Source organism: Caballeronia sp. KNU42 (genome assembly GCF_053760385.1).
The window spans coordinates 1474875-1489930 of the sequence record NZ_CM132388.1 but is presented as its reverse complement, the minus strand read 5'-3'; the positions used below and the strand labels follow the sequence as shown (position 1 = coordinate 1489930).

The window sequence follows — 15056 nt, the reverse complement described above, 5'->3', positions numbered from 1 at the left end:
TCAAATACTTGCACGGCTGCCTCGGTGGATATACGTCGAAAATAGTATATCCACCGAGCGTCAACCTTCTATCTCTCACCCCTGCTGCTTAACCTCCAGCCGGAACTTATGCAGCAACGGTTCCGTATACCCACTAGGCTGCGCGCGTCCCTCAAAAACCAGCGCCTTCGCCGCCTTGAAAGCCAGCGACGTTTCAAAGCGACCAGCCATCGGCTGATAATCCGGGTCGCTGGCATTCTGCTTGTCCACAACTGCCGCCATGCGCTCGAACGTCTCGTTGACCAGCGCCTCCGACACCACCCCGTGATGCAGCCAGTTCGCAATATGCTGGCTCGAAATGCGCAGCGTCGCGCGATCTTCCATCAGCCCGATATCGTGGATATCCGGCACCTTCGAACATCCCACGCCCTGGTCGATCCACCGCACCACGTAGCCCAGAATCCCCTGCGCGTTGTTCTCGATTTCCTGGCGAATTTCCTCATCCGGCCACTGCGCCTTTTCCACGACGGGAATCGTCAGCAGCCCGTTGAGCAGTTCATCGCGTGCGCTGGCGTAACTGGTCTTTTCCAGTTCCTGCTGCACGGCTTGCACATCGACCTGATGGTAATGCAGCGCGTGCAGCGTCGCGGCGGTGGGCGAGGGCACCCATGCCGTATTCGCACCCGCTTTCGGATGAGCGATCTTCTGCACGAGCATGGCGTGCATCAGGTCGGGCATGGCCCACATGCCCTTGCCAATTTGCGCGCGTCCACGCAATCCCGAGCTCAACCCCGCGAGCACGTTATTGCGCTCATAAGCCGTGATCCACGCCGACGATTTCATGTCGCCCTTGCGCATCATCGGACCGGCTTCCATCGCGCTGTGCATCTCGTCGCCGGTGCGATCGAGAAAGCCCGTGTTGATGAACGCCACCCGCGCCGATGCCACCGCGATGCACGCCTGCAGGTTGACGCTCGTGCGCCGTTCCTCGTCCATGATGCCCATCTTGATGGTATGACGCGGCAGGCCAAGCAGGTCTTCCACGCGCCCGAACAGCTCATCGGCGAACGCGACTTCCGCCGGGCCGTGCATCTTCGGCTTGACGATGTAAATCGATCCCGTGCGCGAATTGAGCTTGTTTTTCAGGTCGTGCAGCGCGCCGAGCGATGTCATGACGGCGTCGAGAATGCCTTCGGGAATCTCGTGCCCGTCGCGATCGACGATAGCCGGATTCGTCATCAGATGCCCGACGTTACGGATGAACAGCAGCGACCGGCCATGCAGCTTGACCATCGAGCCATCGGGCGCGGTGTATTCACGATCGGCGTTCAGGCGGCGCGTGAAGGTCTTGCCGTTCTTGGTGACCTGTTCCGACAGATCGCCTTTCATCAGGCCGGTCCAGTTGCGGTAAAGCTGGACTTTATCGACGGCGTCGACGGCTGCAACCGAATCCTCGCAATCGATGATCGTCGAGACCGCCGCCTCCATCAGCACGTCTTTCACATGCGCTGCATCCGTTTTGCCGATGGAGTTGGTCGCATCGATTTGAATCTCGAAGTGCAGGCCGTGATGCTTGAGCAACACCGCGGACGGTGAGGCTGCATCGCCCTGGAAACCGATGAATTGCTCCGGCGATTTCAACGCCGACGAGCCGTTTTTCAACGCCACGACAAGCTTGCCGCCTTCTACGCGATAAGCAGTGGCATCGACGTGAGAACCGTCGGCGAGCGGCGCGGCTTCATCGAGGAACGCGCGAGCACGGGCAATCACCGCCGCGCCGCGAGCCGGGTTGAATTGCGCGGTGCGTTCGGCGCCGTCGGTGTCGGGAATCGCATCGGTACCGTAGAGCGCGTCGTACAGGCTGCCCCAGCGCGCATTCGCGGCGTTGAGCGCATAACGCTCGTTGGAGAGCGGCACCACCAGTTGCGGTCCGGCTTGTTCGGCGATTTCCGTATCGACGTTCTCAGTCGTGGCCTGCACAGCCGCGCTCGCCGGCACGATATAGCCGATGCCTTCCAGGAACGCGCGGTACGCCTTCAGATCGCGAACGGGCCCGGGATTTTTTCGATGCCACTGGTCCAGTTCCGTCTGCAACCGGTCACGTTCAGCGAGCAGCGCGCGGTTCTTCGGGGCGAGGTCGTGGACGAGGGCATCAAAGCCCTTCCAGAACGCGTCGCTCTCAATGCCGATGCCCGACAGCGCTTCATCATCGACGTACTGGCTGAGCTCGGCTGCAACCTGTAATCCGTTTCGCTTGATCATTTGACTCATGGGATATCTCCAGCTCTGTTTGTATTCGGTGCAATCACGCGTGGAAGCCGCCATGCGGTGTATTCGAGATTCCTGATACCGCTATGTTAACGCTTCTTTATCGATCCGATCCGATTCTGGCCGGTTTCAGGCTCGCTTATGGCTCGTTTCTGAGTTGCTTATGGCCCGCTTATGGCCGCGTCGCGGTGCCGTGTAAAAAGACAAGCGCCGCCGGAGTGTCTATATTTGTCGTCCTGTACACCCGGACAACCCAACGCCCGATCCGGCGCCCTGTTGCCCCGCATCGCCGAGCCCGCCTCTCCAGAGTCTTAAAGTCTGAACGTTTAAAAGGATAAGCATGACCGATCTTTCCGCCTTCCCCATCACGGCAAAATGGCCCGCGCAGCATCCCGACCGGATTCAGCTTTATTCATTGCCGACACCCAACGGCGTCAAGGTCGCGATCATGCTGGAGGAGACCGGACTGTCGTACGAGCCGCATCTGGTCAGCTTCGAGACCAACGACCAGATGTCGCCGGCGTTTTTATCGCTTAATCCGAATAACAAGATCCCCGCAATCATCGATCCCAATGGGCCGGATGGTAAGCCGCTGCCGTTGTTCGAATCCGGCGCGATCCTGCTCTATCTCGCCGACAAGACCGGCAAGTTCATTCCCCAGGATGCGGCCGGGCGCTATGAAACGATCCAGTGGCTCATGTTCCAGATGGGCGGCATTGGACCGATGTTCGGCCAGCTCGGCTTCTTCAACAAATTCGCCGGCAAGGACTACGAAGACAAGCGCCCGCGCGACCGCTACGTGGCCGAGTCGAAGCGTCTGCTTGGCGTAGTCGAGCAGCGGCTGGAAGGGCGCGAATGGATCATGGGCGATAACTTCACGATCGCCGACATAGCAAGCTTTCCGTGGATACGAAACCTGGTCGGCTTTTACGAAGCGGGTGGACTAGTCGGTATCGAAAACTTCCCGAATGTCACACGTGCGCTCGATGCGTTCGTCGCCAGGCCGGCGGTGGCAAGAGGGCTGAATATTCCGAAGCGCGGGTGAGGAGGCTTGCGAACCGGGTAAAAAGTATTCGCGACGAAGGTGGCAACGCGCTACCTTCGCTCATCTGTACATTGACCAATCACATCTCGGGCTGAGCCTACACTCAGGCAGCGGTTCTCCGCCGGCTAAACGTTCTTCGACCAGCCACGATCGTCGGTCCCGAACCAAATTATCAAAAAATCACGGGATATAATCAAAATTCAAGAATCGAAATTTTAATTAAATTGAGTTTGTGTTGAATTAATAAGATGCGATATAAAGACATCCGTTTTTCATAATTATTTTTAACTGCAACAATCACACGTTTCTCGCAAGCTCCCAAAACAATAAATCCCTTGACGCTTTCCCCGCCTGCGCCAACAATCACCCTCACAGCATCTCAAAAAAACCGGATTTTAATCTCGCGGCCTCTCGTATTTCATAATCATGACGGAAACCGAAACTCGCCTTCGAAAGACGGAAGAGCTCCGTAGCTTCCTCTTTCTGACCATTATCATGGTTCCTGTATTGACCATCATGTTCGTTGCCATTTATGGCTTCAGCGTGTGGTTCTATCAAATGCTGATCGGCGGTCCGCCGCACTGACTAACGGCCAACGCGCGGATTAATTCGTTTTACGTAATTGAAAGCGACAGGAGCCGATGTATGTCTGCACGCCTGAAAAATGCATTCGTTGAACTCGCTTCAATTCCCGAGGCGCATATTGCGGGAATTGTCGTCCATGCAAGCCAATCGAATCTTGAAAATATCAAGCAGGCTATTTCACTTCTGCCGGGGTCCGAGATTCACGTAACCAGTCCGGAAGGAAAAATAATCGTGACCCTGGAGGCGCGCCGCTCGGTTGACATCGTCGATCAGCTGAATGCCATCCATGCGCTTCCAGGTGTTTATTCAGCTTCGCTTGTTTATCAGCATCACGAGGATATTGAAGCGCTCGACCAGGAGATTCGCGATGAGCCTGACGCGTCGAAGCTTTATTAAGCAGACCGCGGCGGCGACGGCTGCATCGGCGGCCGGTGTCGCGCTGCCCGCTCTGGCCGCCGGCGCGAGCAAGGCCGTCGTCGCGATAGCGGAAGCTGACGTCACCTGGTCGAAAGCGCCGTGCCGCTTTTGCGGAACCGGATGTGGCGTCACCGTGGGCGTGAAGGCGGGCCGGGTCGTGGCGACACAAGGCGATCCTCTGGCCGAAGTGAATCGCGGCCTGAATTGCGTAAAAGGTTATTTTCTCTCGAAGATCATGTACGGCGAGGACCGCCTGACCACGCCGCTGCTGCGCATGAAGGACGGCAAGTACGCGAAGGACGGCGAGTTCACCCCGGTCTCATGGGACCAGGCATTCGCCACGATGGCCGAGCAATTCAAGCGCGTGCTGAAAGCGAAGGGGCCGACAGCGGTCGGCATGTTCGGCTCGGGCCAGTGGACGGTGTTCGAAGGCTACGCGGCCGTGAAACTCATGAAGGCAGGGTTTCGCAGCAACAATCTCGATCCGAACGCGCGGCATTGCATGGCGTCGGCGGTGACTGGTTTCATGCGCACCTTCGGCATGGACGAACCCATGGGCTGCTACGACGACATCGAGCAAGCCGACGCATTCGTGCTCTGGGGATCGAACATGTCGGAGATGCATCCAATCCTCTGGACCCGCGTGACGGACCGCAAGCTGAGCGTCCCGAAGACAACGGTCGCGGTGCTGTCGACGTTCGAGCATCGCAGCTTCGATCTTGCCGACTATCGGATGATCTTCACGCCCCAGTCGGACCTCGCGATCATGAATTACATCGCGAACGTGATCATCAAGACGAATCGCGTGAACCGCGACTTTGTCGCGAAGCATGTGACGTTCAAGGAAGGCAATGCGGACATTGGCTATGGCCTGCGTCCCGATCATCCGTTGCAGAAAGCTGCTAAAAACGCGGGCGATCCGAGTGGGTCGAAGCCCATGGACTTCGACGCGTTCGCTCGCTTCGTCTCGAAGTACGACGCAGATTACGTGACGAAGTTGTCGGGCGTACCCAAGGCCAAGCTCGATCAGTTAGCGGAGCTTTACGCCGATCCGAATATCAAGGTGATGTCGTTCTGGACCATGGGTTTCAACCAGCACACGCGTGGCACGTGGGCGAACAACATGATCTACAACCTGCACTTGCTGACCGGCAAGATAGCCACGCCGGGCAACAGCCCGTTCTCGCTGACCGGGCAACCGTCGGCATGCGGTACAGCGCGCGAAGTGGGGACGTTCTCGCATCGGTTGCCGGCGGACATGGTGGTGACGAATCCCGAGCACAGGGCGCACGCGGAGCAAATCTGGCGCCTGCCTGCGGGCACGATTCCGGAGAAGCCGGGATACCACGCGGTGCTGCAAAACCGCATGCTGAAGGACGGCAAGCTGAATGCGTACTGGGTCATGTGCAACAACAACGTCCAGGCGGGCGCGAACCTGAATGAAGAGACGCTGCCGGGGTATCGCAACCCCGAGAATTTTATAGTGGTCTCGGACGTGTACCCCACCGCGACGGCCGTCTCGGCCGACCTGATCCTGCCCGCGGCAATGTGGGTCGAGAAGGAGGGCGCGTACGGCAATGCCGAGCGCCGGACGCAATTCTGGCATCAACTGGTGGAAGCGCCGAATGGTGCGCGCTCCGATTTATGGCAGCTAGTCGAGTTCTCGAAGCACTTCAAGATCGAGGAAGTCTGGCCGCCGGAGTTGATTGCGAAGAAGCCGGAACTGAAGGGCAAGACGCTCTACGACGTGCTCTACCGCAACGGCCAGGTCGATAAATTCACCAATATAGAAAGCAATCCGAATTATAAAAACGATGAAGCGAAGGCCTTTGGTTTTTATGTGCAGAAGGGGCTCTTCGAGGAATACGCGAGCTTCGGCCGTGGGCATGGTCACGATCTCGCGCCATTTGACGCGTATCACGAAGCGCGCGGCTTGCGTTGGCCGGTGGTGGACGGCAAGGAGACGCGCTGGCGTTACAAGGAGGGCTCGGATCCCTACGTGAAAGCCGGCGCCGGTTACCAGTTCTACGGTAACAAGGACGGCCGCGCGGTGATTTACGCGTTGCCCTACGAACCGCCTGCCGAAACGCCGGACAAGGACTTTCCGTTCTGGCTCGCAACCGGACGCGTGCTCGAACACTGGCATTCCGGATCGATGACGCGCCGCGTGCCGGAGTTGTATCGGGCATTCCCGAACGCCGTTTGCTTCATGCATCCCGACGATGCAAAAGCACTTGGCTTCCGGCGCGGTGACGAAGTCAAGGTGATGTCGCGACGCGGTTTTATCCGTACGCGGATCGAGACACGCGGTCGTGACAAACCGCCGCGAGGTCTCGTGTTCGTACCGTGGTTCGACGCGAGCCAACTGATCAACAAAGCGACGCTCGACGCCACCGATCCGATCTCGCTGCAGACCGACTACAAGAAGTGCGCCGTCAAGATTGTCCGAGTCTGAGGAGGCGGCCATGCGAGCGTGGACCGTGGTGGTGGCAGCAAGTCTTTGCGTTTTCTCCCAGGCGGCGTGGACCCAGCCGGTGATTCCAGCCGAACCGTTTCACGACCCCATGCGCGGCACGACGCCGATCGATGAAGAGGCGAAACCGCCGTTGATTGCACCTATCGAAAATAAGGATGTCATCCGTGGCCGCGCCTATGCACAGCAGCCGCCGACGATCCCGCACAAGATCGACGGTTATCAGCTCGACAAGAACGCCAACCGCTGCCTCGCGTGCCACGCGAGGAGCCGCGCGGCCGAGAGTGGAGCCGTGCCCATCGGCGTATCGCACTACCTCACCCGGGACAACGAAACGCTCGGAAGCCTCTCGCCACGGCGCTATTTCTGCACGCAGTGTCATGTCCCGCAAGCCGATACGAAGCCGCTTGTCGGCAACACGTTCAAGGATGCGGAAGATGTGCGCGTCGCGCCCGGGCCTGCTGGGCCGGATGCGGCCGGGAAGAAATAGGAGCGTGCGATGTTCGGCCTGATAAAGCGCTACTGGCAGACGATCAACCGCCCGAGCACCTACTACAGCCTGGGCTTCCTGACGCTCGGCGGGTTTATCGCGGGCGTGGTGTTCTGGGGTGCGTTCAATACGGCGCTGGAGGTGACCAGCACCGAAGCGTTCTGCACCAGTTGCCACGAGATGCACGACAACACCTTCGCCGAACTGAAGACCACGATTCATTACAGCAACCGTAGCGGCGTGCGTGCGATCTGTTCCAACTGCCATGTGCCGCACAACTGGACGGACAAGATCGCACGGAAGATGCAGGCATCGAAGGAAGTGTGGGCGAAGGTGTTTGGAACGGTCAACACGCGCGAGAAGTTCCAGGAGAAGCGGCTCGAACTCGCTGAACACGAATGGCGCCGCATGAAAGCGAACGACTCGCTGGAGTGCCGCAATTGCCACTCGTTCGAGTCGATGGATTTCACGCGCCAAAGCCCGCGGGCGCAAAACGCGCATCAGCGTTTTCTGGCCACGGGCGAGAAGACGTGTATCGATTGCCACAAGGGCATTGCACACGAATTGCCGGACATGACTCAGGCAATGCGAGATCAACAATTGCGCGAAGCGCGTTCAAATTGAGAGGTCTATCGATGAATCAGAACACGTTTATCCCATCGGAATTCTCTACGGCACGATCGGGCAATGCACTTTTGTCCGTCGACAAACTGGCTTTTGATCGCGGCGGAGAAAGGCTTTTTAGCAACGTAGGATTCGACGTCGACGCCGGCCAGGTGCTGCAGATCCACGGCCCGAACGGCAGCGGCAAGACCACGCTGCTGCGCGTGCTCGCGGGGTTGTTGCAACCGAGCGCGGGAACGGTGCGATGGCGCGGCAAGGATGCCCAGGCGCGTCCGGACGTGTGGCGGCAGTCGCTGGCCTATCTCGGGCATCTGAACGGCATCAGCGACGACCTGACCGCGGCCGAGAACCTCACCTTCAGTTCGGTGCTGGGCGAAGTCGCCGAAGAGCGCATAGAGGTCCAGGAGAAAGCGCTCGAGAGCGTGGGGCTTGACCGCTACCGGCACGCGATCGTGCGCGGCTTATCTGCGGGACAAAAGCGCCGGCTTGCCATCTCGCGGCTATTGTTGGAACACAAGCCGCTATGGCTGCTCGACGAACCGGCCGCAGCGTTGGACGAAGAATCGTCCGGCGTGCTCGAACGCTGCATCGCGGGACATCTGGAGCGAGGCGGCATCGTATTGATGACCACGCATAAGCTCATCACCACCGCGCCGTCGGCCACCCGCAATCTCTACTTCGAACCGTGCGGCCGATGTTCCGACTGACGGCGCGCATCGTGCAGCGCGAACTCGCCCTGACGTGGCGGCGGCGCACCGCCGCCCTTGGCTGCCTGCTGTTCTTCGTGATAGCGGCGAGCCTGTTTCCGCTTGCGGTCGGGGCGGACGCCGCGTTGTTGCAGGCCATCGCGCCGGGCGTGTTGTGGGTGACCGCGCTGTTCGCCGCGATGCTCTCGCTGGCGCGTTTATTCGGCCCCGACTTCGCCGATGGCGCACTCGACCAGATGCTGCTTTCGCCGCGTTCGCTGCTGACTATCGTGATGGCGAAGATCGGTGCGCACTGGCTGACTAGCGGCTTCGCGCTCGTGTTGCTTGCGCCAGTTCTCGCGCTTCAATACGGTTTGCCCTTCGATACCGTCGGCCGCCTGACAGCAGCGTTGTTGCTCGGAACACCTGTCCTGAGCCTGATCGGTTCGATGGGCGCGGCGCTCACGCTCGGCGTGCGCGGCGGCGGCATGCTGCTCGCGGTATTGGTGCTGCCGCTCGAAACGCCGGTGCTGATCTTCGGCGCCAACGCGGCCGATCCATCGCGCGCCGGAGCATGGTCAACGGCCAACTTTTCGCTCCTCGGCGCAAGCTTCCTCGCGGCACTCGCGCTGTGCCCGGTGGCAACCGTCGCGGCATTACGGATCTCTGCGGAATGAGGGCGTATCAATCATGAATTCATCTATGGCGCTGACCGGCTGGCTGCGTTACGCATCGCCGAGACCATTTCATCGGCTCGCGGGGAAGATGATTCCCCGCTTCGCCATTGCCGCGCTGTTGCTCGTGATGCCGGGCATCCAGATCGCGTTGTTCGTCGCGCCCACGGACGCCGCGCAGGGCGATGTGTATCGCATCATGTTCGTGCATGTGCCGGCGGCATGGATGTCGATGCTGCTCTATGTCGTGATGGCCGCTTACGCAGCGCTTGGCCTGATCCTGAACGCACGCCTTTCCGCGATGATGGCCCGCGCCATCGCCCCGACCGGCGCGCTCTTCACCGCCCTCGCGCTCGTGACGGGCGCGCTGTGGGGCCGCCCGACCTGGGGTGCGTGGTGGGTCTGGGACGCCCGGCTTACGTCCGAGCTGATTCTCCTGTTCCTGTATCTGGGCTTCATCTCGCTGCATGGCGCTATCGACGACATCCGCCGCGCCGATCGTGCCTGTGCCGTGCTCGCGCTCGCCGGGGTGGTGAATGTGCCCGTCATCTATTTCTCAGTGCAGTGGTGGTACACGCTGCATCAGGGTGCATCGCTTTCATTCGGCAGCGGGGTATCGATGGACAGCTCAATGCTCACCGGCCTCGTCGTGATGACGCTGGCGTTCTGGTCTTACGCGATCGCCATGGCGCTGGTACGGGTGCGGCGGATTATCGATGAACGGGAGGGCGCGTGATGAACGTCCTGAACAGCTTGACCGGCGGCGATGGCGACCTTTGGTACCTATGGGTCGCGTTCGACATTACCTTCCTCGTGCTCGCCATCGAGATCGCAATCACGGTCGGTTCGAACAGGCGGCAGCGCAGGCGCGGGCGTGATGTCCAATCGCGCACGCGTACAAGCACGTTGACGGAGAAACCGTGAAAGGGCGCACGCGGCGCGCGTGCGGTGTCGCCGCCGGGCTTGTGGCGCTCGGCGGCGCGGCGGCGCTCGTGTTGAATGCGTTTAACGCCAACGTGATGTTCTTCGTCACACCCTCGCAACTCGTCTCGGGCGGCGTGCAGCACGCAACGCGATTGCGCATAGGCGGGTTGGTGGAGCGCGGTTCGGTCGAGCGCGACGCCAGTGGCCTGACCGTGCGTTTCATGATCACCGATACCGCTCGAGAGATTCCAGTGCTCTACCGCGGGGCGCTGCCCGACCTGTTTCGCGAAGGCAAGGGCGTGGTGGCGCAGGGCAGGCTGTTGCCGGACGGTGTGTTCCTGGCGGATCAGGTGCTGGCCAAACACGACGAAAAATACATGCCGCCGGATGTCGCCGATGCCATCAAGCGCGCGCGCTCCATGCGGGTATCGGATCAGGCATTGGTTGCCGCAGGAGTCACCCGATGATCCCGGAACTCGGCCAGTTCGCGTTGATCGTGGCATTGCTGCTCGCGATCACGGCCGGCGTGTTGCCGCTTGTCGGCGCAGCTCGCGGGATCTCCGGCTGGACGCGAAGCGCGTGGGCGCTTGCACGCGCCCAATGCGGATTCGTCACGATGGCGTTCGCTTGCCTGGCGGTTTCGTTCGTAGGCAATGATTTCTCGGTGGCGTACGTCGCGTCGAATTCCAATTCGATGCTGCCGCTCGTCTACCGCTTCGCCGCGGTGTGGGGCGGTCATGAAGGTTCGCTGTTGCTCTGGACCTTGCTGCTCACGTGGTGGATGGCGGCGGTATCCGTGTTCAGCAAGCAGCTTCCCCGGCCCATGGTCGCGCGCGTGCTCGGCGTGATGAGCTGGATCAATGTGGGTTTCCTCGCGTTCATGCTCTGGACTTCCAATCCGTTCACGCGTCTTTTGCCGCCTGCAATGGATGGGCGCGATCTCAACCCGTTGCTGCAAGACCCGGGCATGGTTTCGCATCCTCCCATTCTTTACATGGGCTATGTCGGCTTCGCGGTGGCCTTCTCGTTTGCGGTCTCGGCGTTGTTGTCAGGAGAACTCGATGCGGCATGGGCCCGCTGGTCGCGCCCGTGGACCACGGCCGCGTGGACCTTCCTGACGCTTGGCATCATGCTCGGCAGCGGCTGGGCGTACTACGAACTCGGCTGGGGCGGATGGTGGTTCTGGGACCCGGTGGAGAACGCCTCGTTCATGCCCTGGCTCGTTGGTACGGCGCTGATGCATTCGCTCGCCGTCACCGATAAACGCGGCAGCTTTCGCGCGTGGACCGTGTTGCTCGCCATCTGCGCGTTTTCACTGAGCTTGCTCGGCACGTTCCTTGTGCGCTCGGGCGTTATTACATCGGTGCACGCATTCGCTTCTGATCCTACGCGCGGCATTTTCATCCTCATGTTCCTGTCGATAGTGACCGGCGGCGCGTTGATCTTGTTCGCATGGCGGGCACCGAAGATCGGACTGGGTCCGGGATTCGCCGCGATATCGCGTGAGGCGTTGCTGTTATCGAACAACGTCTTGCTGATGGTCGCGGCCGCTTCGGTATTCCTCGGCACGTTGTATCCGCTCGTGCTCGATGTGCTCGGGCTCGGAAAAATCTCCGTCGGTGCGCCGTATTTCGATGCGGTGTTCGTGCCGTTGATGACACCCGCCGTATTCCTCATGGGTATCGGCCCGATTGCAAGGTGGAAGTCCGCGCGCCTGCCCGATATCGCCGTGCGTTTGAGTTGGGCGGTGCTGGTCAGCGTGGCGTCGGCGATCGCGTTGCCGTGGCTCGCGGGCGGATGGAAACCCATGGTGGCGCTGGGCATGCTGCTGGCCGTGTGGTGTGCGACGACCATGCTCGCTGCGTTGGCCGGGCGTATTGCCGAACAGCGAGGGCCCTGGATCCTGCGGTTCTTTCATGTGCCGCGTGGGTTCTACGGCATGCTCGTTGCGCACTTTGGCATCGGGATTTTTATCGCCGGGGTGACGCTTGTCAAAGGCTATGAAACCGAAGGCGATGCGCGGCTCGATATCGGGCAATCGCTCGAGGCCGGCGGCTACACCTTTCGCTTCGATGGCACGAGGCCGCTCGACGGTCCGAACTATCGCGCGCTGCGGGCAAACATCGTGGTAAGCCGCGAAGGACGCGTGATTGTGGTGATGCATCCCGAGAAGCGCTTCTTTACCGTGCAGAAAACGACGATGACCGAAGCCGCCGTCAACCGCGGCGTGTTCCGCGATCTCTACGTCGCACTCGGCGATGCAGCCGAGAACAGCAACACCGCGTGGACCGTGCGTGTGCAGATCAAGCCCTTCGTCGACTGGATCTGGGCGGGGTGTTTGTTGATGGCGTTCGGCGGGATGTTGGCGGCAAGCGACCGGCGCTATCGGCTTGCCGTGCGTGAGCGGCGGCAGGTTGCATCGAGTGCGGTTCATGCGCGCATTCGAACTCAGGCGGCTATCGCGGCGGCGAACGTAGCGAACGCCAAGGAGACGAGATCATGAAACGCTTCCTGCTGCCGCTGATTCTTTTCGCGGGCTTGAGCGCGGTGTTGGCGGCGTCGCTATCGAACGATCCGGGACGCTTGCCGTCGACGTTCATCGGCAAGCAAGCGCCCACGTTCGACCTGCCGCGTCTCGATGCCGCCGAGCGGCGCCTGTCTCCCGAAGCGTTGCACGGCCAGGTGTGGGTGATGAACGTCTGGGCGTCGTGGTGCGAGTCGTGCCGCGATGAACAGCCGGCGCTGGTGGCGCTCGCGCGCAAGAACATCGTTCCGATCTACGGGCTCGATTACAAGGATGAACCGGACGCCGCGCGGCAGTGGCTCAAGCAGGCGGGTGACCCGTATATTGCAACGATGATTGATCGCTCAGGGCAGACGGGTATCGACTATGGCGTGTATGGCGTGCCTGAAACGTTTATCGTCGACCGGCGGGGCGTGATCCGCTTCAAACGCTCGGGACCGCTGACGCAAGCCGCACTCGACACGCAAATCTTGCCGCTCGTACGAAGCCTTCAACGCGAGGGCAGCGATGAATAGGATCGTGGTCGGGTTGTGCTGCGTGTTGGTGATCGGTGTCGCAGGCGCAGCTGCCAGATCGGGCGTCGTGATGATTGCGGAAGCCGATTCCGGCGCTCAGGTTAGCGCTGACGTGCAGGTCCAAGGCAACGTTCCAACTCAGGCCAATGCCGTCACGAGCACAGGAATCACCGCGACTGCGAGCGCCGCCCCGGAACTGGCCGGTCGCATGCGCCGCCTCGAATCGAGCTTTCGCTGTCTCGTCTGCCAGAACGAAACCATCGCGGATTCCACGGCCGATCTCGCCGCCGATCTGCGCTTGATTATTCACGAGCAAGTCCAGCAGGGCGCAACCGATGCGCAGATTCGCGACTACATGGTGACGCGTTACGGAGATTTCGTTCTCTACGATCCGCCGTTCAAAACGCTGACGTGGGTCCTCTGGCTCGGTCCGTTCGCACTCCTCGCACTTGGCCTCGGGGTGTTCGCCGGCATCGTCCTGCAACGCCGGAAGATGATGCCGCCAAGGCTCACCGACTTGCAGCAGCAACGCGCCCGACGTCTGCTGGGCAACCGACCATGATCACCTTCTGGATCATCGCAGCCGTGATGCTGATAACGGCCATCCTGTGCGCAGTCGTGCCGTTGATGCAGCGGGAAAGCGTAGCCGTTGCACCGAAGGCTCGCGCGCTGAGCGTGTCGCTGTATCGGCGGGAGTTGGCTGATGCCGACGCGGATCTACGCGCGGGCGCTTTATCGCCAGACCAATTTGCAAGCATGCGCGGCGATATAGAACAGCGCGTACTTGCCGATACCACCGGTTCGCATTCGCTTGCACGCCGGTCCGCGCCGCGTACAGCTACACGCGCCACAACCCGCGCCGCAACCTGCGCCTTGCTGATTGCGCTTTTCCCGAGCGCTGCGTGCCTCCTGTATCTGGAGCTCGGCGAACCGGCGGCGCTTAAGCTGGACAACCCGCTGGACGAGTCGCTGGGTGTCTCGTTGGGCGTCTCGCACGACATGTCGTCGATGTCGGTGGAGATGATGGTCTCGCGGCTCGCATTTCGTCTGCGCGATCATGCGCCGGATCCTCGCGATGCCGACGCCTGGGCCACGCTCGCCCGCTCGTACACCGTGCTCGAACGGCCGACGGACGCGGTCGCGGCCTACGCGAAGGCAGTAGCGCTCGAGCCGCGCGACGCATCGCTGCGAGCTGATTTCGCCGATGCCATCGCCAGCGCGGAAAATGGCCGGCTCGCCGGGCGAGCATCGGAGGAGATCGCGGCGGCGCTCGCCATTGATCCTGCCGATCCGAAAGCGCTTGCGCTGGCGGCATCGGCGGCGTTCGACGCGCGGGATTATGCCCGCGCGATCGAGTATTGGCGAAGGCTGCTCGCGACGCTCAAGGCAGATTCGCCCGAGGCCGTCCAGGTGCGCAAGAATATTGATGAGGCGCTGGGCGCGAGCGCGGTGACCGTGGATATTCGGCTGGCTGACGGCGCGCACGTCGCGTCCGATGCAGCGGTGATCGTGACTGCGCGCACGAGCGACGCACCGGCTTCGACGGGCCCGGCAAGTGCGGTCGTTGCTGCAGCCCCGCCAGGCACGTTGCTCGCCGAGCGTCATCTGGTGGCGGGTCAACTTCCCACTACGATCGTTCTCGATGACTCCCTTGCCATCAACGCAACCGACACGCTCTCGGCGCACCAGCAGGTCGTGGTGGAAGCGCGGATTGTTTCGGCATCGGGCGCGAGCGACCTGACCGGGCGAGGCGACGCGCAAGGTTCGGAGCATCGACATGCCAGCGTAGTGATTGCGGCGCCATCGCCCTGAGCGCTTCACATCAACCGGCAAGGTTCTCCACGCCGCGATT

General features: G+C 61.1%; 17 protein-coding genes. 15 read left to right on the top strand and 2 right to left on the bottom strand.

What is annotated here, in order from left to right:
• Positions 1 to 75: 75 nt before the first annotated feature.
• The gene (locus ACSOSP_RS06545; protein ID WP_455310198.1) at positions 76 to 2250 is read right to left on the bottom strand and encodes a malate synthase G; all 2175 of its coding nucleotides are present in this window, start codon (positions 2248 to 2250) and stop codon (positions 76 to 78) included.
• Between the two features lie 337 nt (positions 2251 to 2587).
• Between ACSOSP_RS06545 and ACSOSP_RS06540 the strand changes: the two genes are divergently transcribed.
• Positions 2588 to 3292, top strand: a complete 705-nt coding sequence (locus ACSOSP_RS06540) for a glutathione S-transferase N-terminal domain-containing protein (RefSeq protein ID WP_455310197.1) — start codon at positions 2588 to 2590, stop codon at positions 3290 to 3292.
• Between the two features lie 193 nt (positions 3293 to 3485).
• Here the strand turns inward: ACSOSP_RS06540 and ACSOSP_RS06535 are convergent, their stop codons facing one another.
• Positions 3486 to 3665, bottom strand: coding sequence for a hypothetical protein (locus tag ACSOSP_RS06535; RefSeq protein WP_455310196.1), 180 nt, complete (start codon positions 3663 to 3665; stop codon positions 3486 to 3488).
• Between the two features lie 53 nt (positions 3666 to 3718).
• On the opposite strand from ACSOSP_RS06535, the gene ACSOSP_RS06530 reads away from it, so the two are divergent.
• Genes ACSOSP_RS06530 through ccmI form a run of 14 tightly spaced genes read left to right on the top strand, consistent with a single transcriptional unit; the run spans position 3719 to position 15016 of the window.
• Positions 3719 to 3877 (top strand): periplasmic nitrate reductase, NapE protein, encoded by a 159-nt coding sequence (locus tag ACSOSP_RS06530; RefSeq protein ID WP_031359061.1) that lies wholly within the window; start codon positions 3719 to 3721, stop codon positions 3875 to 3877.
• Between the two features lie 60 nt (positions 3878 to 3937).
• Positions 3938 to 4273, top strand: coding sequence for a chaperone NapD (locus ACSOSP_RS06525; protein ID WP_455310195.1), 336 nt, complete (start codon positions 3938 to 3940; stop codon positions 4271 to 4273).
• Entirely contained in the window at positions 4245 to 6749 is a 2505-nt protein-coding gene (gene napA, locus ACSOSP_RS06520) for a periplasmic nitrate reductase subunit alpha (RefSeq protein WP_455310194.1), read from the top strand. The genes ACSOSP_RS06525 and napA overlap by 29 nt, the downstream gene beginning before the upstream one ends.
• Positions 6750 to 6759: 10 nt before the next feature.
• The gene (locus ACSOSP_RS06515) at positions 6760 to 7257 is read left to right on the top strand and encodes a nitrate reductase cytochrome c-type subunit (protein WP_455310193.1); all 498 of its coding nucleotides are present in this window, start codon (positions 6760 to 6762) and stop codon (positions 7255 to 7257) included.
• Between the two features lie 9 nt (positions 7258 to 7266).
• Positions 7267 to 7881 carry a NapC/NirT family cytochrome c gene (locus ACSOSP_RS06510; RefSeq protein ID WP_455310192.1) on the top strand — a complete coding sequence of 205 codons (615 nt, stop codon included), beginning with the start codon at positions 7267 to 7269 and terminating at the stop codon, positions 7879 to 7881.
• 11 nt (positions 7882 to 7892) lie between these two features.
• Positions 7893 to 8588, top strand: a complete 696-nt coding sequence (gene ccmA / locus ACSOSP_RS06505; RefSeq protein WP_455310190.1) for a cytochrome c biogenesis heme-transporting ATPase CcmA — start codon at positions 7893 to 7895, stop codon at positions 8586 to 8588.
• Positions 8576 to 9244, top strand: a complete 669-nt coding sequence (gene ccmB, locus ACSOSP_RS06500; protein ID WP_455310189.1) for a heme exporter protein CcmB — start codon at positions 8576 to 8578, stop codon at positions 9242 to 9244. Before ccmA ends, ccmB begins: the two co-directional genes overlap by 13 nt.
• Positions 9245 to 9257: 13 nt before the next feature.
• The gene (gene ccmC, locus ACSOSP_RS06495) at positions 9258 to 9977 is read left to right on the top strand and encodes a heme ABC transporter permease CcmC (protein WP_455310188.1); all 720 of its coding nucleotides are present in this window, start codon (positions 9258 to 9260) and stop codon (positions 9975 to 9977) included.
• Positions 9977 to 10165 carry a heme exporter protein CcmD gene (gene ccmD, locus ACSOSP_RS06490; protein WP_455310187.1) on the top strand — a complete coding sequence of 63 codons (189 nt, stop codon included), beginning with the start codon at positions 9977 to 9979 and terminating at the stop codon, positions 10163 to 10165. Before ccmC ends, ccmD begins: the two co-directional genes overlap by 1 nt.
• The gene (gene ccmE / locus ACSOSP_RS06485) at positions 10162 to 10632 is read left to right on the top strand and encodes a cytochrome c maturation protein CcmE (RefSeq protein WP_455310186.1); all 471 of its coding nucleotides are present in this window, start codon (positions 10162 to 10164) and stop codon (positions 10630 to 10632) included. The genes ccmD and ccmE overlap by 4 nt, the downstream gene beginning before the upstream one ends.
• Complete coding sequence (locus ACSOSP_RS06480; RefSeq protein ID WP_455310185.1) at positions 10629 to 12668, top strand: heme lyase CcmF/NrfE family subunit; 2040 nt, start codon at positions 10629 to 10631, stop codon at positions 12666 to 12668. Before ccmE ends, ACSOSP_RS06480 begins: the two co-directional genes overlap by 4 nt.
• On the top strand, positions 12665 to 13204 hold the full coding sequence (locus tag ACSOSP_RS06475; protein WP_455310184.1) for a DsbE family thiol:disulfide interchange protein: 540 nt from the start codon (positions 12665 to 12667) through the stop codon (positions 13202 to 13204). Before ACSOSP_RS06480 ends, ACSOSP_RS06475 begins: the two co-directional genes overlap by 4 nt.
• A complete protein-coding gene (locus tag ACSOSP_RS06470) occupies positions 13197 to 13766 on the top strand; it encodes a cytochrome c-type biogenesis protein (RefSeq protein WP_455310183.1) in 570 nt (189 codons plus the stop codon). The genes ACSOSP_RS06475 and ACSOSP_RS06470 overlap by 8 nt, the downstream gene beginning before the upstream one ends.
• Positions 13763 to 15016: a c-type cytochrome biogenesis protein CcmI gene (gene ccmI, locus ACSOSP_RS06465; protein WP_455310182.1), complete on the top strand. Its 1254-nt coding sequence runs from the start codon at positions 13763 to 13765 to the stop codon at positions 15014 to 15016. Before ACSOSP_RS06470 ends, ccmI begins: the two co-directional genes overlap by 4 nt.
• Positions 15017 to 15056: the final 40 nt, after the last annotated feature.